The organism is Nonomuraea dietziae, from assembly GCF_014195505.1.
Classification (GTDB): Bacteria; Actinomycetota; Actinomycetes; order Streptosporangiales; family Streptosporangiaceae; genus Nonomuraea; species Nonomuraea roseola.
Genome location: NZ_JACIBV010000001.1, coordinates 7,048,039 through 7,062,611 on the forward strand (window position 1 = coordinate 7,048,039; position 14,573 = coordinate 7,062,611).

General features: G+C 71.0%; 16 protein-coding genes. 12 read left to right on the top strand and 4 right to left on the bottom strand.

All coding sequences use genetic code 11. The annotated features are described in order from the left end of the window. Position 1: 1 nt before the first annotated feature. Positions 2 to 1,096: a D-alanine--D-alanine ligase family protein gene (locus FHR33_RS33655; RefSeq protein ID WP_183656393.1), complete on the top strand. Its 1,095-nt coding sequence runs from the start codon at positions 2 to 4 to the stop codon at positions 1,094 to 1,096. Here the strand turns inward: FHR33_RS33655 and FHR33_RS33660 are convergent. After that, positions 1,093 to 1,515 (bottom strand): DUF3515 family protein, encoded by a 423-nt coding sequence (locus FHR33_RS33660; protein ID WP_183656396.1) that lies wholly within the window; start codon positions 1,513 to 1,515, stop codon positions 1,093 to 1,095. The two genes, FHR33_RS33655 and FHR33_RS33660, sit on opposite strands and share 4 nt — an antisense overlap. Beyond that, positions 1,512 to 1,745, bottom strand: a complete 234-nt coding sequence (locus FHR33_RS33665; protein WP_183656398.1) for an Lrp/AsnC family transcriptional regulator — start codon at positions 1,743 to 1,745, stop codon at positions 1,512 to 1,514. Before FHR33_RS33665 ends, FHR33_RS33660 begins: the two co-directional genes overlap by 4 nt. Here FHR33_RS33665 and FHR33_RS33670 point away from each other — a divergent pair. From FHR33_RS33670 to thiD, 3 genes are all read left to right on the top strand, one after another. Further along, entirely contained in the window at positions 1,729 to 2,766 is a 1,038-nt protein-coding gene (locus FHR33_RS33670) for a thiamine-phosphate kinase (protein ID WP_183656401.1), read from the top strand. The genes FHR33_RS33665 and FHR33_RS33670 overlap by 17 nt on opposite strands. A gap of 221 nt (positions 2,767 to 2,987) precedes the next feature. Next, positions 2,988 to 4,352, top strand: coding sequence for a hypothetical protein (locus FHR33_RS33675; protein ID WP_183656404.1), 1,365 nt, complete (start codon positions 2,988 to 2,990; stop codon positions 4,350 to 4,352). A gap of 7 nt (positions 4,353 to 4,359) precedes the next feature. After that, positions 4,360 to 5,166, top strand: coding sequence for a bifunctional hydroxymethylpyrimidine kinase/phosphomethylpyrimidine kinase (gene thiD, locus FHR33_RS33680; protein ID WP_183656407.1), 807 nt, complete (start codon positions 4,360 to 4,362; stop codon positions 5,164 to 5,166). 73 nt (positions 5,167 to 5,239) lie between these two features. On the opposite strand, the gene rpmB is transcribed toward thiD, so the two are convergent. Continuing rightward, positions 5,240 to 5,425: a 50S ribosomal protein L28 gene (gene rpmB / locus FHR33_RS33685; RefSeq protein ID WP_183656410.1), complete on the bottom strand. Its 186-nt coding sequence runs from the start codon at positions 5,423 to 5,425 to the stop codon at positions 5,240 to 5,242. 193 nt (positions 5,426 to 5,618) lie between these two features. Here rpmB and fakA point away from each other — a divergent pair, with 193 nt between their 5' ends. The 8 genes from fakA to mutM all read left to right on the top strand — a co-directional run bounded on the left by fakA (position 5,619) and on the right by mutM (position 13,411). Next, positions 5,619 to 7,175, top strand: a complete 1,557-nt coding sequence (gene fakA, locus FHR33_RS33690) for a fatty acid kinase ATP-binding subunit FakA (RefSeq protein ID WP_183656413.1) — start codon at positions 5,619 to 5,621, stop codon at positions 7,173 to 7,175. A 34-nt stretch (positions 7,176 to 7,209) separates the two neighbouring features. After that, on the top strand, positions 7,210 to 9,384 hold the full coding sequence (recG, locus tag FHR33_RS33695) for an ATP-dependent DNA helicase RecG (protein WP_183656416.1): 2,175 nt from the start codon (positions 7,210 to 7,212) through the stop codon (positions 9,382 to 9,384). Positions 9,385 to 9,791: 407 nt separating this feature from the next. Further along, the gene (rsmD, locus tag FHR33_RS33700; RefSeq protein WP_183656419.1) at positions 9,792 to 10,355 is read left to right on the top strand and encodes a 16S rRNA (guanine(966)-N(2))-methyltransferase RsmD; all 564 of its coding nucleotides are present in this window, start codon (positions 9,792 to 9,794) and stop codon (positions 10,353 to 10,355) included. Positions 10,356 to 10,369: 14 nt separating this feature from the next. Further along, positions 10,370 to 10,846, top strand: a complete 477-nt coding sequence (gene coaD / locus FHR33_RS33705) for a pantetheine-phosphate adenylyltransferase (RefSeq protein WP_183656422.1) — start codon at positions 10,370 to 10,372, stop codon at positions 10,844 to 10,846. A gap of 70 nt (positions 10,847 to 10,916) precedes the next feature. Then, a complete protein-coding gene (locus FHR33_RS33710; protein WP_183656425.1) occupies positions 10,917 to 11,468 on the top strand; it encodes a YceD family protein in 552 nt (183 codons plus the stop codon). Between the two features lies 1 nt (position 11,469). Next, entirely contained in the window at positions 11,470 to 11,649 is a 180-nt protein-coding gene (rpmF, locus tag FHR33_RS33715) for a 50S ribosomal protein L32 (protein WP_183656428.1), read from the top strand. 213 nt (positions 11,650 to 11,862) lie between these two features. After that, positions 11,863 to 12,582, top strand: a complete 720-nt coding sequence (gene rnc, locus FHR33_RS33720; protein WP_183660455.1) for a ribonuclease III — start codon at positions 11,863 to 11,865, stop codon at positions 12,580 to 12,582. A gap of 1 nt (position 12,583) precedes the next feature. Continuing rightward, complete coding sequence (mutM, locus tag FHR33_RS33725) at positions 12,584 to 13,411, top strand: bifunctional DNA-formamidopyrimidine glycosylase/DNA-(apurinic or apyrimidinic site) lyase (RefSeq protein WP_183656431.1); 828 nt, start codon at positions 12,584 to 12,586, stop codon at positions 13,409 to 13,411. On the opposite strand, the gene FHR33_RS33730 is transcribed toward mutM, so the two are convergent. Then, positions 13,359 to 14,507 carry an MFS transporter gene (locus FHR33_RS33730; protein WP_183656434.1) on the bottom strand — a complete coding sequence of 383 codons (1,149 nt, stop codon included), beginning with the start codon at positions 14,505 to 14,507 and terminating at the stop codon, positions 13,359 to 13,361. The two genes, mutM and FHR33_RS33730, sit on opposite strands and share 53 nt — an antisense overlap. Positions 14,508 to 14,573: the final 66 nt, after the last annotated feature.

The following is a 14,573-nucleotide window of genomic DNA, read 5'->3' on the forward strand; positions in this document are numbered from 1 at the left end:
CATGAGCAAGCCACGCGTCGCGGTCGTTTTCGGGGGTCGCAACTCGGAGCATGCCGTCTCCCTCATGGGGGCGGGCAGCGTTCTCGAGGCGATCGACAGGTCGAAGTACGAGGTGGTCCCCATCGGGATCGCCCAGGACGGCCGCTGGGTGCTGGCCGCCGGCGACCAGCGATACGCGATCGAGGACGGCAAGCTGCCCGTCGTCGACACCTCGGGCGCGGAGCTGGCGCTGCCCTCGGGGGAGGCGGCGCTGGTGGCCTACGAGCCGGGCAGCATCCCGGTCGAGCTGGGCACGGTGGACGTGGTCTTCCCCGTCATGCACGGTCCCTTCGCCGAGGACGGCACGATCCAGGGCCTGCTGGAGATGGCTGGGGTGCGCTACGTCGGCTCGGGCGTGCTGGCCAGCGCGGTCGGCATGGACAAGGCCTACATGAAGGCGATCCTGGCCGCCGCGGGGCTGCCCGTCGGGCCGTACGTGGTGGTGCGCGAGCGCGACTGGCGCCTCGACAAGGACCGCGTGGTCAAGGAGGTCGAGCAGCTGGGCTGGCCGGTCTTCGTCAAGCCGGCCCGCGCGGGCTCCAGCCAGGGCATCTCCAAGGCGCACGACCTGGCCTCGCTCGAGACCGCCGTCGAGTTCGCCCAGGCCCACGACCCCAAGGTGCTGGTCGAGGCGGCCATCGTCGGACGCGAGATCGAGTGCGCGGTGCTGGAGTCGCTCGGCGACGAGCCCCCCGCCGCCTCGACGCCCGGTGAGGTGCTGGTCGAGGGCGGGCAGGAGTTCTTCGACTTCGAGGCCAAGTACTACCCCGACCAGATGTCGCTGACCGTGCCCGCCGACATCCCCGCCGAGACGGCCGAGGAGCTGCGGGCGATGGCCGTACGCGCCTTCGAGGCGCTGGGCTGCGAGGGGCTGTCGCGGGTGGACTTCTTCTACACCCCCGACGGCAGGCTGATCCTCAACGAGATCAACACCATGCCCGGCTTCACGTCGCTGTCGGTGGCTCCCCAGCTGTGGGCGGCCAGCGGCCTGACCTACGCCCAGCTGGTCGAGCGCCTCATCCAGCTGGCGCTGGGTCGCAAGGCGGGTCTGCGCTAGCCGGTGGCCTTCTTCACCGGCCCTGAGAGCTCCATCAGGACACCGGTGGCCTCGTGCGTCCTGGCGATCGTCACCTCCACGTAGGCGGTGCTCGTCACGGCGGTGAACAGGGTGGGCACGGTGGGGTCGGCGAACCACCCGACCCCGTCGAGCTCGGCCAGCTGGTCGGTGGCCGCCATCCGCGCAGGGCGGGGCACCCCGCAGCGCAGCGCGATCTCAGCCGACCCCCACACGGCGACATAGGGAGACTCGGGTGTGGAGGTCGTGCGCTCCGCGCCGTCGAGCGTGGCGGGCAGCAGGGGGCTGAGTCTGGTGCAGGCGGCCACCGCGTCACCCTCGGGGACGGGCGGCTCCACCTGGACGGCGCTGCCGCATCCGGCGAGGAGGAGCAGCGCCAGGACGGCAACACCTTGCTTCATATGTGGACAATAGGGCACGTCAGAGTACGGGTGATGCCATCGACGGCCTGGATCTGCGCGACGACGAGCTTGCCGAGCTCGTCGACGTTGCGAGCCTCGGCGCGCACGATGACGTCATAGGGGCCCGTCACGTCCTCGGCCTGGGTGACCCCGGTGATGCCGGCGATCTCACGTGCCACGGCCGCGGCCTTGCCCACCTCGGTCTGGATAAGGATGTACGCCTGCACCATTACGTCCTCCCGGGCGATTGGATCAGCGCCGAAGGGCCACCGTACCCTGTGTGCCGACAGGAGGTGCGCCATCACAGTCGGAGATCTCGGCGAATTCGGAGTTGTAGCACGTATCACCGGACGATTGCCACAGGGCGAGAGCGTGCTGCTCGGCCCCGGTGACGACGCTGCGGTGGTGAGAGCGCCCGATGGGCGGGTCGTAGTGTCAACGGACTTGTTGATCGAGGGTAGGCACTTTCGCCGCGATTGGTCCAGCGCGTATGACATAGGCAGGAAGGCCGCAGCACAGAATCTTTCCGATGTCGCCGCGATGGGGGCGATTCCGACAACCCTCGTGGTGGGCCTCGGGATGCCCGCAGACGTTCCCGTGGCCTGGGTCGACGGCCTCGCCGACGGGTTCCGCGAGGAGTGCGCGCTGGTGGGAGCCAGCGTGGCGGGCGGCGACATTACCCGCTCCGAACTCGTGGTCATCGGCGTGACGGCGCTCGGTGATCTCGGCGGGCACGCGCCCGTCACCCGCTCGGGCGCGCGGCCTGGACAGGTCGTGGCCTTCGCCGGGCGGCTGGGATACGCGGCCGCAGGGCTCGCCCTGCTGGAGGCGGGGCTGGAGCCGGAGGGCGGGCCGCTTCTCGAGGCGGTCGAGGGGCACAGGAGGCCGCGTCCGCCGTACGCGTGCGGGCCCGAGGCAGCGCGCATGGGCGCGGCCGCGATGCTCGACGTGAGCGACGGTCTCCTGCAGGACCTCGGGCACGTGGCCGCCGCGAGCGGCGTGGGCATCACGCTCGACCCCACCGCCTTCCCGATCGGCGAACCGGTGGCCGCCGCCGCCAAGGAGCTCGGCGCCGACCCGGTCGAGTGGGTGCTCACGGGTGGTGAAGATCACGCTCTGGCCGCAGTCTTCCCTCCGGAGGTACGGCTGCCGCCCCACTGGACGGTCGTCGGACACGCCGTGGAAGGCGCGAAGGTCCAGGTCGCGGGCCGTACGACAGGGCTCGGCGGGTGGGACCACTTCAGAGAGTGAAATGTCGGTTTCGAGAAGATACCCCCGTGAAAGTTGAGACAAACGCGTATTAAAGATGTTATTAAGATGGGCGGCCCATGTATCCGGCAGGAAGGGCGCCCATGGCCCGCCACGGCACCGGCGAACCAGAGCACGCGTGGTCTCAGGGGGGACGCGACTCGGAAGACCCGCAGGAGGCGGACTTTCGCTCCTTCGACGACCCCATAACCACGGGAGCCTTCATGGCCCCCGTGGCGGAGCAGTCGGGCTGGCCCGCGCCGCCCGACCAGCTCGACCAGCAGGTCCAGGCAGGGCCCTCCACGGGAGAGTGGGCCGTGCCGCCGCACCACCCTGACGTCTTCGGCGGCCCCGCGACGGGGCCGATGTCGGCGAACGACGCCTTCGGCGGGCCTGTGTCCGCCTTCGGCGGCGCTCCACAGGCCGTCCCAGGGTCTCAGGGGGGACCCACGCCCTACGGTGAGCCCGCGGGCCCTGCCGGCCAGCACGCGACCCCCGGCGGTGAGGGCGTGGGACCGGAGAGCGAGCCCACGGCCGCCTACAACCCGCCGACGGACCGGCTGGTGGCCACAGGGCCTCCCAGGCAGCCGGTGGCCGCCTGGGAGGAGCCCTCCGACGTTCAGGAGACCGGCTTCCTCGGCGCGGGCGGTTGGGACGAGGGGCCCGCGGGCTGGGACGAGGAGCCGGGCGACAAGGGCTCCCGCAGGCGCGGGAGGCGACGCCCCTCGGCCCCTCCGCGTGAAGCGGCGTCCGGCGGCAGGGGCAAGGTCGCCATCCTGTCGGTGGCGGCCGTCGCGATCGTGCTCGGCGGCACCGTCGTCGGCGTGCGGATGGTCGGCTCGTCGGAGAAGACGCCGACGGCGGGCAAGGTGTCGGTCACCCAGGCGCCCCCCTCGATCTCGGATGAGCCCGAGCCGGAGCCTGAGCCCGACGCCGCCGAAGGCACCGAGGAGGCTCCCGTGGCAGGCGGCACGGAGGAGCCGAGCGAGGAGCCCTCGGAGACCAGGAACGTGAGGCCCCGCCCCACGGCCACGGCCTCCGCGCGGGCACCCCGACGTACCAGCACGCCCAGGCCGACCGTCAAGAACACCCCTCGGTCGACGCCTGAGGACGACTTCGCGCCCAGTGAGGAGCCCACGGCCTCGGCCGAGCCCTCGGGGATGAGGGAGGCCGACAACACCGCTCCGCCCCCCGTCAGCGACGTGGAGCCGGGACCGACCGCCACCTCGCAGGTGGGCAGCGGCACCACCAGCAGCACCAACAGCACCAGGAGCACCGCCAGGGGCGGCGCCGCGGTCAACGTCACGTTCGACGTGGTCAGGCAGCGCCTGGCCGGCTACACCGCCGAGCTGCGGGTCGTCAACGAGTCGGGCAAGGCGCTGGCCGACCTGACCGTCAGCGTCCCCGTGGACGGCACCGTGTCCGCCGTGAGAGGCGCGCAGTGGAGCCAGGACGGCCAGCTGCTGGTCATCCAGCCCGACGCGGATCTGGAGGCGGGGGAGGCCGTCCAGATCACCTTCACCGCGGACGGCACCGCCACCGAGCCCCAGACCTGCGGCATGGTGGGCGGGGAGTGCACGGTCGCCTGATGGTTGGATGGAGGCCATGACCGTTTCGTCCCCTCCTCGCGTCCTCACCGTCGCCGGCTCCGACTCCGGCGGCGGCGCGGGCATTCAGGCCGATCTGAAGACGATGCTGGCGCTCGGCGTCCACGGCATGAGCGTGATCGCCGCCGTGACCGCCCAGAACTCCCTGGGCGTCCAGGGGTACTGGGAGCTGCCGCCCGAAGCGGTGCGCGCCCAGCTCGACTCGGTGCTGAGCGACATCGGCGCGCAGGCCGTCAAGACGGGCATGCTGGCCTCGCCCGTCCTGGTGGAGACGGTCGCCGAGGCGCTGGCCGCCGCGGGCGCGCCCGTCGTGGTGGACCCCGTCGGCGTCTCCAAGCACGGCGACTCGCTGCTCGCCCCCGAGGCCGTCGACACCCTCAGGACGCTGCTGCTGCCCGTCGCCACGGTCGTCACGCCGAACCTGTGGGAGGTCGAGCAGCTCACCTCCGTCAAGGTCGAGGACGAGCGCGACCTGCGCCGAGCCGCCGACGCCGTCCTGGCGCTCGGCCCCACCTGGGTCCTCGTCAAGGGCGGGCACCTGCCGGGCGAGCCCGTCGACCTGCTGACGGACGGAGCTGCGGAGTTCCGCTTCAGGGCGCCGCGTCTGGACAACCGCCACACCCACGGCACGGGCTGCACGCTCGCCTCGGCGATCGCGTCGTACCTGGCGATGGGCGACGACGTGCCGACGGCGGCGGGCAAGGCGAAGGACTACGTCACCGGCGCGATCGGCCGCGGCTTCCCCCTGGGCGACGGCATCGGCCCCGTGGACCACGCCTGGATGTGGCGCTCGTAGCCGTTCAGGGCCGTCACGGAAAGCCGAAAGCCCGTCGCTCGGATGAGCGACGGGCTTTCGGAAGTTGTGAAGACTAGCGGGTGACCTTGCCAGCCTTGATGCACGAGGTGCAGACGTTCATCTTCTTGGGCGTGCCACCAACGACCGCGCGCACCGTCTGGATGTTGGGGTTCCAACGACGACGGGTGCGACGGTGGGAGTGGGACACGTTGTTACCGAACGTCGGGCCCTTGCGGCAGACATCGCAGACGGAAGCCACGGTATCGCTCCTTTTCAGTCGATAAGCCCAGTCCGCTTGGATGTTGCGGGCGGAGGGCATGCCGGGGACAACCGGCCAGCCAGACGAGGATATCCGATCCGCACCCCTGACCGCGAACTCGAGCGGCAGCGGGTGGGTGTTGGGGATATTCTCCGCAATAACGCTAGCGCATCGGGGCCGCGAGGGAGCACACATGGAGGTTCTCGATCCGCCCGCGGTGCGCCGCTGGGCGCGGCTGGCCGCCGACACCCTGGGAAGGGCGAGGGCGGAGATCGACGCGCTGAACGTCTTCCCCGTGGCCGACGGCGACACGGGCACCAACCTGCACCTCACGATGCTCTCCGCGGCCGAGGCCGTGGAGGCTCTGCCCGACGACATGGGCGCCGCCGTGGTGTGGCAGACCATGGCGTACGGCGCGCTGGTCGGGGCCAGGGGCAACTCGGGCGTCATCGTCAGCCAGGCGCTCAGGGGGCTGGCCGAGGTGCTCAAGGATCGCGAGGGCACCGGCGCCGACCTGTGCGAGGGACTGGCGCGGGCGGCGGAGCTGGCCAGGTCGGCGGTGGCCAGGCCGGTCGAGGGCACGGTGCTGACCGTGCTCGAGGCGGTGGCGGCGGCCGTACCCGCGGGTGATCTCGCCGCGACCGCGCGAGGAGCGGCGGCGGAGGCGAGGGCGGCGCTGCGCCGCACCCCCGGCCAGCTGGACGTGCTGGCCCGCAGCGGCGTGGTGGACGCCGGAGGTGCGGGGATGGCGATCATCCTGGAGGCGCTCGCCGCGGTGATCACCGACTCCTACGCCGAGCGGTACGACGTGCCCGCGCCGACGGGCAGGGTGACGCCGATGACCGAGTCGGGCGCAGGTTACGAGGTGATGTACCTGCTCGACGCCGACGAGGAGGCGGTGGGCAAGCTGCGCGCCGAGCTCGACTCGCTCGGCGACTCGCTGGTGGTGGTCGGCGGCGACGGGCTGTGGAACGTCCATGTGCACGTCGACGAGGCGGGCCAGGCGATCGAGGCGGGCATGAGGGCGGGCAGGCCGCACCGGATCAAGGTGACCTACCTGGCCGCGCCCGGCCGCACGCACAGGGCCGGCGGCGGCAGGGGAGTGGTCGCGGTGGCCGCGGGCGACGGCATCGCCGCCCTGTTCGAGGAGTGCGGGGCCGTCGTCGTACGGCGGGAGCCAGGTTCGAGCCCTCCGCTGCCGGCGATGCTGGCGGCCATCCGCGAGGCGGGCAGCGAGGTGGCGGTGCTGCCCAACGACGAGGGCGTGAGGGCGGTCGCGGTCGCGGCGTCGGAGATCGCGCGCGAGGACGGCGTGGTGGTGAGCGTGCTGCCCACCAAGGCGACCGTGCAGGGGCTGGCCGCGCTGGCCGTCCACGACCCGCTGCGCCGCTTCGACGACGACGTGGTGGCCATGACCGACGCCGCGGGCCACACCCGCTACGGGCATCTGACGGTCGCCGACAGGCAGGCTTTCACCAGCGCGGGTATGTGCACGCCGGGCGACGTGCTCGGCATGATCGACGGCGACGTCGCGGTCATCGGCGGCTCGCTGACCGAGGTCGCGGCGCTGATCGTGGACAGGATGGTGGCGGGCGGCGGCGAGCTGGTCACCCTGGTCACAGGGGCGGGCGCGCCGGTACGGCTCGCCGCGTCGGTGGAGGAGCGTCTGGCGGCCACCAGGCCCGACGTGGAGGTCGTCGTCTACGACGGAGAGCAGGGCGGTTACCCGTTGCTCATCGGTGTCGAGTGAATCCTGTCGGTCGCAGGCGGTACAACTGGTTGACGTGAGTCGATTCGACGAGCCCCTGAGCAAGGCGCTCGATCCCAAGACCGCCAAGCTGCTGCACAGCGTGCTCGACCTGGAGACGGTCGGCGACCTGCTGCGCCACTACCCGCGCCGCTACGCCGAGCGCGGCGAGCTGACCTCGCTCGACGCGCTCGAGGTCGACGAGCACGTCACGGTCGTCGGCGAGGTCACCAGGCTCATGCGCAAACCCATGCGCAACAGGGGCGGCACCTGGCTCGAGGTCGAGGTCGTCGACGGCACCGGCAAGAAGATCTACCTGTCGTTCTTCGGCAAGGGCTCCCACGTGGCCGAGTCGCGCCTGAAGACCGGGCGGCGCGGCATGTTCGCGGGCAAGGTGGGGCTGTTCGGCGCCAGGGCGACGCCGCGCTGGCAGCTGACCCATCCGGAGTTCGAGCTGTTCGAGGAGGAGGCCGAGGCGAACGCGGCCGAGTTCGCCGCCGCGCCCGTGCCGATCTATCCCGCGGGCAAGGACCTCACCCCCTGGGCCATCCGCAGGGCCGTCGGGGTGGTCCTCGACACGCTCGGCCCGCTGGAGGATCCGCTCCCCGCCGAGCTGCGCCGCAGGCACGAGCTGCCCGACCTGGCCGACGCGCTGGTGGCCGTCCACAGGCCGCGCGACTTCGGCGACGTGACGAGGGCGCGCAAGAGGCTGAAGTTCGACGAGGCGTTCGTGCTGCAGGCCGTCCTGTTGCAGCGCAGGGCCGCGGCGGTGGCCTGGCCCGCCAAGGCCCGCCCACGCGTGGCGGGCGGCATGCTGGCCGCCTTCGACGAGCGGCTGCCGTTCTCGCTCACCGAGGGGCAGGCGGCCGTCGGTGAGGAGATCGCGGCCGACCTCGCCATGGAGCACCCGATGCACCGGCTGCTCCAGGGCGAGGTCGGCGCGGGCAAGACGGTGGTGGCGCTGCGCGCCATGCTGCAGGTCGTCGACGCGGGGGGCCAGGCCGTCCTGCTGGCGCCCACCGAGGTGCTGGCCCAGCAGCACCACCGCTCGATCACCTCGATGCTGGGCGACCTGGCGGCCGGCGGCATGTTCGGCGGCACCGCGGTGGGTCTGCTCACCGGCTCCATGGGCACGGCCGCGCGCCGCTCGGCCCTGCTCGACGCCGCCTCGGGCACCGCGGGCATCGTCGTCGGCACCCACGCGCTGCTGCAGGAGCACGTCCAGTTCGCCGACCTGGGCCTCGTCGTCGTCGACGAGCAGCACAGGTTCGGCGTCGAACAGCGCGACGCGCTGCGCGAGAAGGTGTCGGGCGGGCGTCCACACGTGCTGGTCATGACCGCCACGCCCATTCCGCGCACGGTCGCCATGACCGTCTTCGGCGATCTCGAGGTCTCGACGCTGTCGCAGCTGCCCTCGGGCCGCGCGCCGATCACCACCCACGTCGTTCCCGCCGCGGAGAAGCCCCACTATCTCGAACGCACGTGGGAGCGCGTGCGCGAGGAGGTCGGCCTCGGCCGCCAGGCCTACATCGTCTGCCCCCGCATCGGCGACCTGGAGGGCGACGAGGGAGACCTCGCGGCGGGCGACGACGACAAGCGGCCGCCGCTGGCGGTGCTCGAGGTGGCCGAGATGCTCGCCTCAGGGCCGCTGCACGGGCTGCGCGTCGAGGTGCTGCACGGCAAGCTCCCTCCCGAGGAGAAGGACGCGATCATGCGCGCCTTCTCGCAGGGCGCCGTCGACGTGCTGGTGGCCACGACCGTGATCGAGGTGGGCGTCGACGTGCCCAACTCCTCCGTCATGATCATCATGGACGCCGACAGGTTCGGGGTCTCGCAGCTGCACCAGCTCAGGGGGCGCGTGGGCCGAGGCGGGCTGCCCGGGCTGTGCCTGCTCGTCACCGAGTTCCCCGCGGGCACCCCCGCGAGGGAGCGCCTCGAGGCGGTCGCCTCCACGCTCGACGGGTTCGAGCTGTCGAGGGTCGACCTGGAGCAGCGGCGTGAGGGCGACGTGCTCGGAGCGGCCCAGTCGGGCAAGCGCTCCTCGCTCAAGATGCTGCAGCTGCTCAGGGACGAGGACGTGATCGTGGCCGCCCGCGAGGAGGCGGCGGCGCTGCTGACGGCCGACCCCGAGCTGTCGTCCCTGCCCGGCCTGCGCGCCGAGATCGACAGGCTGCTGGCCGACGAGCGGGCGGGATACCTGGAGAAGACCTGAGCTCCGGTCCACGCAGGTTCGGGCCGGAGCCCCCGGCCCTGCGGGAAGCACGTCCTGCGGGGAGGCCGTGTCCTGCGGAAAGCTCGTCCTGCGGGAAGCTTCGTCCTGCGGGGAAGTTCGTCCTGCGCCGCCCGTCACCACCGCCGATGCGGTGGTGACGGGCCCAGCGCCGGGGACGGCCTCCCCCCGAATGCCGTCCCCGGCTGGGCCCACCCTCGGGTCAGGTGCCGAGGGAACCGGCGTGCGGAAGGGCTCACGATCACGCCGGTCGACCTTCATTTGGGTCACCTCGAAGGTCGCAGAACTCATCATGCGGGCCGATCGGAGCGATAGCTACGACCCTTGCGCAGTCGAGGCAGACACTTGTCCACTCTTGACCTGCGCTGACATGCGGAACAATGGGTGGCATGACGCGGATCATCGCGGGGAGCGCGGGTGGCAGACGGCTGGCGGTGCCGCAGGGCCGTACGACGAGGCCGACGAGTGACAGGGCAAGAGAAGGGATCTTCTTGACGCTCGACTCGCTGCACGGGCTCGGCGGCGCCAGGGTGATCGATCTCTACGCCGGTTCGGGGGCGGTCGGGCTGGAGGCGGTGTCCAGGGGAGCGGCCCACGCGCTGCTGGTGGAGTCCGACCCCAGGGCGGTGAAGACCATCAAGGCCAACATCAGGGAGCTCGGCTTCGGCGAGGCGACGGTGGTGGCCGACAGGGTGGAGCGGCTGCTGGCCAGGCAGGGCGAGCCGTACGACATCGTCTTCGCCGACCCGCCCTACGCGGTCACCGACGAGGACGTCACGAGGATGCTCGAACTGCTGCGCGACAACGGCTGGCTCACGCAGGACGCGCTCGTCGCGGTGGAACGCGAGAGCAGGGGGAAGGACCTGGTGTGGCCCCCTGGCTACGAGGAGGAGAGGGTCCGTCGTTACGGCGAAGCGTCCGTTTGGTACGGTCGCGCCGCCGGGAACCCGTAAACGTGGGAGGCGATGTGCGCCGCGTAGTGTGCCCAGGGTCGTTCGACCCCATCACCAACGGACACCTCGACATCATCGGCCGGGCCGCCCGGCTGTATGACGAGGTGACAGTCGCCGTACTGATCAATGTCGAGAAGAAGAGCCTGTTCACGGTCGAGGAACGCATCGACATCCTCACCACGGTCACCAAGGACTACCCCAACGTCAGGGTCGAGAAGTTCCACGGCCTGCTCGTCGACTTCTGCCGCCAGAACGACATCCCGGCGATCGTCAAGGGCATCCGCGTGGTCAGCGACTTCGACTACGAACTGCAGATGGCGCAGCTCAACTACCGCCTGTCGGGCGTGGAGACGCTTTTCATGCCGACGAATCCGGAATATTCGTTCCTGTCGTCGTCCAGGGTGAAGGAGATCGCCCGGTACGGTGGCGATGTCTCCGGGCTCGTCCCTGATCTGGTGCACAAGCTCTTGATCGAACGGCTCAGGGGCTGACCCGCGCCTGGTATCGTTGCTATCTGGCCTTGTACGACGGCGATATTTCGCCATGCCTAGCGAGAGCAGGATGACTCAGCACCTCGACCCCCGCGCCCCTTGGGTGATCTCCACTCATGACCTGGGCAGGCGGCCGGGCTCGATGCGGCAGATGACTCTGTCCCTCCCGGCACCGGCAAATCTCGGCGTCGACATGATCGGTGTCCCCAAGGACACCGAAGTCGAGCTGAACATCAGGCTCGAAGCAGTGATGGAAGGCGTGCTCGTCTCGGGCACCGCACACGCTCCCCTCGCGGGGGAGTGCTCGCGGTGTCTCGACCCGTTGTCCTCGGAGATCGAGGTCAACCTGCAGGAGCTGTTCTTCTACTCCGACGAGGACGCCTCGGAGGAGGACTCACTGCTCGACGGTGAACTTCTCGACCTCGAGCCGACGTTCCGCGACGCGGTGGTGCTCGCACTGCCGCTCAGCCCCGTGTGCAGGGAAGACTGCCAGGGGCTGTGCGTGGACTGCGGGGTCAAGCTGGCCGAGGCCGGCCCTGACCACGGGCACGAGAAGATCGACGCTCGCTGGGCGTCGTTGCAAGGTCTGATTTCCGAGAACGATAACGATCAGGAGAAGTGACGTGGCCGTCCCGAAGCGGAAGATGTCGCGGAGCAACACCCGCTCCCGCCGCGCCCAGTGGAAGACGTCTGCTGTCGCGCTGGTGAGCTGCCCGCAGTGCCGTTCGCCCAAGCAGCCGCACATCGCGTGCCCGACCTGCGGCACCTACAACCGCCGTCAGGTCATCGAGCCGTCTGCCTGATCGCACAATGACGGAATGCCGGCCGGTGCCCATGCTGCTCCGGTCGGCGTCACCGTCTCAGGTGCGTGCGGCGGCGGTTCGCCCGCGGCCGTGGTGGACGCCGGGGCTGGTCCCCGACGCCCACCACGTTTTCGGGCATCTCTCAGTTCCCTCGCCCACGCGCTTCGGAGAGATGCTCTGAGGAGGTAACACGTGGGCGCAGGTCCCAAGCCGGTGGCCGTCGAGGTCGCCAGAGACGAGCTGGAGCGGGTCCTTTCCGTCAGGCTCGACGCGGACATTCTCGAGCGGGCGCTGACGCACCGCTCCTATGCGTACGAGAACGGCGGCCTGCCCACCAACGAGCGCCTGGAGTTCCTCGGCGACTCGGTGCTGGGCCTGGTGGTCACCGACACGCTCTACCGCAACCACCCCGACCTGCCCGAGGGCCAGCTGGCCAAGTTGCGGGCGGCCGTGGTCAACATGCGCGCGCTGGCCGACGTGGCCCGCCACCTCGGCCTGGGCCGCTTCATGCGGCTCGGCAGGGGCGAGGAGGGCACCGGAGGGCGCGACAAGTCCTCGATCCTCGCCGACACCCTCGAGGCGCTGATCGGCGCCGTCTACGTCGACCTCGGGCTCGACGAGGCCTTCAGGGTCGTGCACCTGCTGTTCGACCCGCTGATCACGCGCTCGGCCTCGCTGGGCGCGGGGCTCGACTGGAAGACCTCGCTGCAGGAGCTCACCGCCTCGGAGGCGTTGGGCGTGCCCGAGTACCACGTCGAGGAGAGCGGTCCCGACCACGCCAAGTCCTTCACCGCCGAGGTGCGGGTCGGCGGCGAGTCCTACGGATCGGGCAAGGGCCGCAGCAAGAAGGAGGCCGAGCAGCAGGCGGCCGAGGCGGCCTGGACCCGCATCAGGGCCCGCAGAGAGCAGCGCGAGAGCCAGCCGGCGGGCTAGCATGCCTGAGCTTCCCGAGGTAGAGGTCGTCCGCAGGGGTCTGGCCGACTGGGTGACAGGGCGTACGATCGGCGCCGCCGAGGTCCTGCACCCGAGGGCCGTGCGACGCCAGATCGGGCCGTTCCTGGTCGCGGGGCGCACGATCACCTCCGCCGAGCGGCGCGGCAAGTACCTGTGGTTGCCGCTCGACGGCGAGGAGGCGATCCTCGCCCATCTCGGCATGAGCGGCCAGTTGCTCGTGGTCTCGCCCGACTCCGTGCTCGAGAAGCATCTGAGGGTACGGCTGGCCTTCGCCGACGGCGGCAACGACCTGCGCTTCGTCGACCAGCGCACCTTCGGCCACGTCATGCTCACCTCGCTGGTGAACGGCGTGCCCGAGCCCATCGCGCACATCGCCCCCGACCCGTTCGAGGCGGCCTTCGACGACGACGTCTTCGCCCGCAGGCTCAGGGCCAGGCGCACGGAGATCAAGCGGGCCCTGCTCGACCAGTCGCTGATCAGCGGTGTCGGCAACATCTACGCCGACGAGGCGCTCTGGCTCGCCAGGCTCCACTGGTCGCGCTCCACCGAGACCCTCACCAAGCCGAAGATCGCCGAACTGCTCGCCGCGGTCCGCCAGGTCATGGGCGCCGCCCTCCTGCAGGGCGGCACCTCCTTCGACAGCCTCTACGTCAACGTCAACGGCGAGAGCGGCTACTTCGACCGCTCCCTCGAGGCGTACGGCAGGCGCGACCAGCCGTGCTCGAGGTGCGGCACGCCGATCAGGCGTGAGGCGTTCATGAACCGATCGTCCTTCTCCTGCCCCAGGTGCCAGCGTAAGCCGCGGTGAGCAGGGCGAGCACGGCCCCGAACCACATCACCGCGCTGGGGGAGGCGGCGTCCACGATCACCCCGCCGAGCAGCGCGCCCAGCGCGATGGCCGCGTTGAAGACCGACGACAGCATGGCCATGCCCGCCTCGCCGCCGCCCGACCTGGCGACCCAGAGCTGTCCGGTCACCGAGACGCCGCCGTAGGAGAGGCCCCACAGCAGCAGCATCGCGGCGCCCGCCAGCGGCATCCCCATGGTGGAGACGGCGATCAGCACGGCGAGCACCACCATGATCTGCCTGGGCCCGCGTGCGGCCTGGGCTCCCGAGCCGAAGTTGCCGACCACGCCCGCCACGCCGTACGCGAGGAGGAGGCCGCTGATCAGCGCGGGCCCCGCGCCGGAGACCTGCTCGAGGAACGGGCGGATGTAGGTGTAGGCGGCGAAGTGGCCCGTCACGACGAGCGCGGTGGCGACCAGGGCGGTCCTGAGCGCGCTGTCGCGCCAGACGGCGAGCAGCTGGGCGGGCCGTACCGCCTGGGTGGCGGGCAGCGGCGGCAGCACCAGGACCAGCGCGACCAGGACCACGACGGCGAGCACGGCCACCGCCACGAACGCCGTGCGCCACCCGGCCAGTGACAGGATCAGGGTGCCTGCCGGCACGCCGAGCACCGACGCCACGGAGACACCGCCCGCGATCATCGCGGCGGCCCTGCCGACGTGCTGCTCGGGCACCAGCCGAGTGGGGAGGGTGGCGGCGAACGCCCAGAAGCCCCCGATGCTGACACCGACCAGCACCCTGGCGACCAGCATCACCGCGTAGGTGGGAGAGTAGGCGGCCAGGAGGTTGGCGCCGGCCAGCAGGGCCATCAACGCGATCAGCACGATCCGCCGGTCGAGCCGTCCTGCCACGACGGTCAGCAGGGGCGCGGAGAGGGCGGCGACGACTCCCGGCGCCGACATGGTCAGCCCGGCCACGCCGTCGGAGACGCCCAGCGTGGAGCCGATGGGCGTCAGCAGGCCGACGGGCAGCATCTCGCTGGTCACGATCGTGAAGGTGCCGACCGCGACGGACGACACGGCAGGCCATGGCGCGCGGGCGGTTTCGATTGTCGTCATGACCCCCAGCGTTCTGGGCCTGACGTGCGGGAACAATGGCGAAGATCGAAGCCTTGGTTTAGTCAG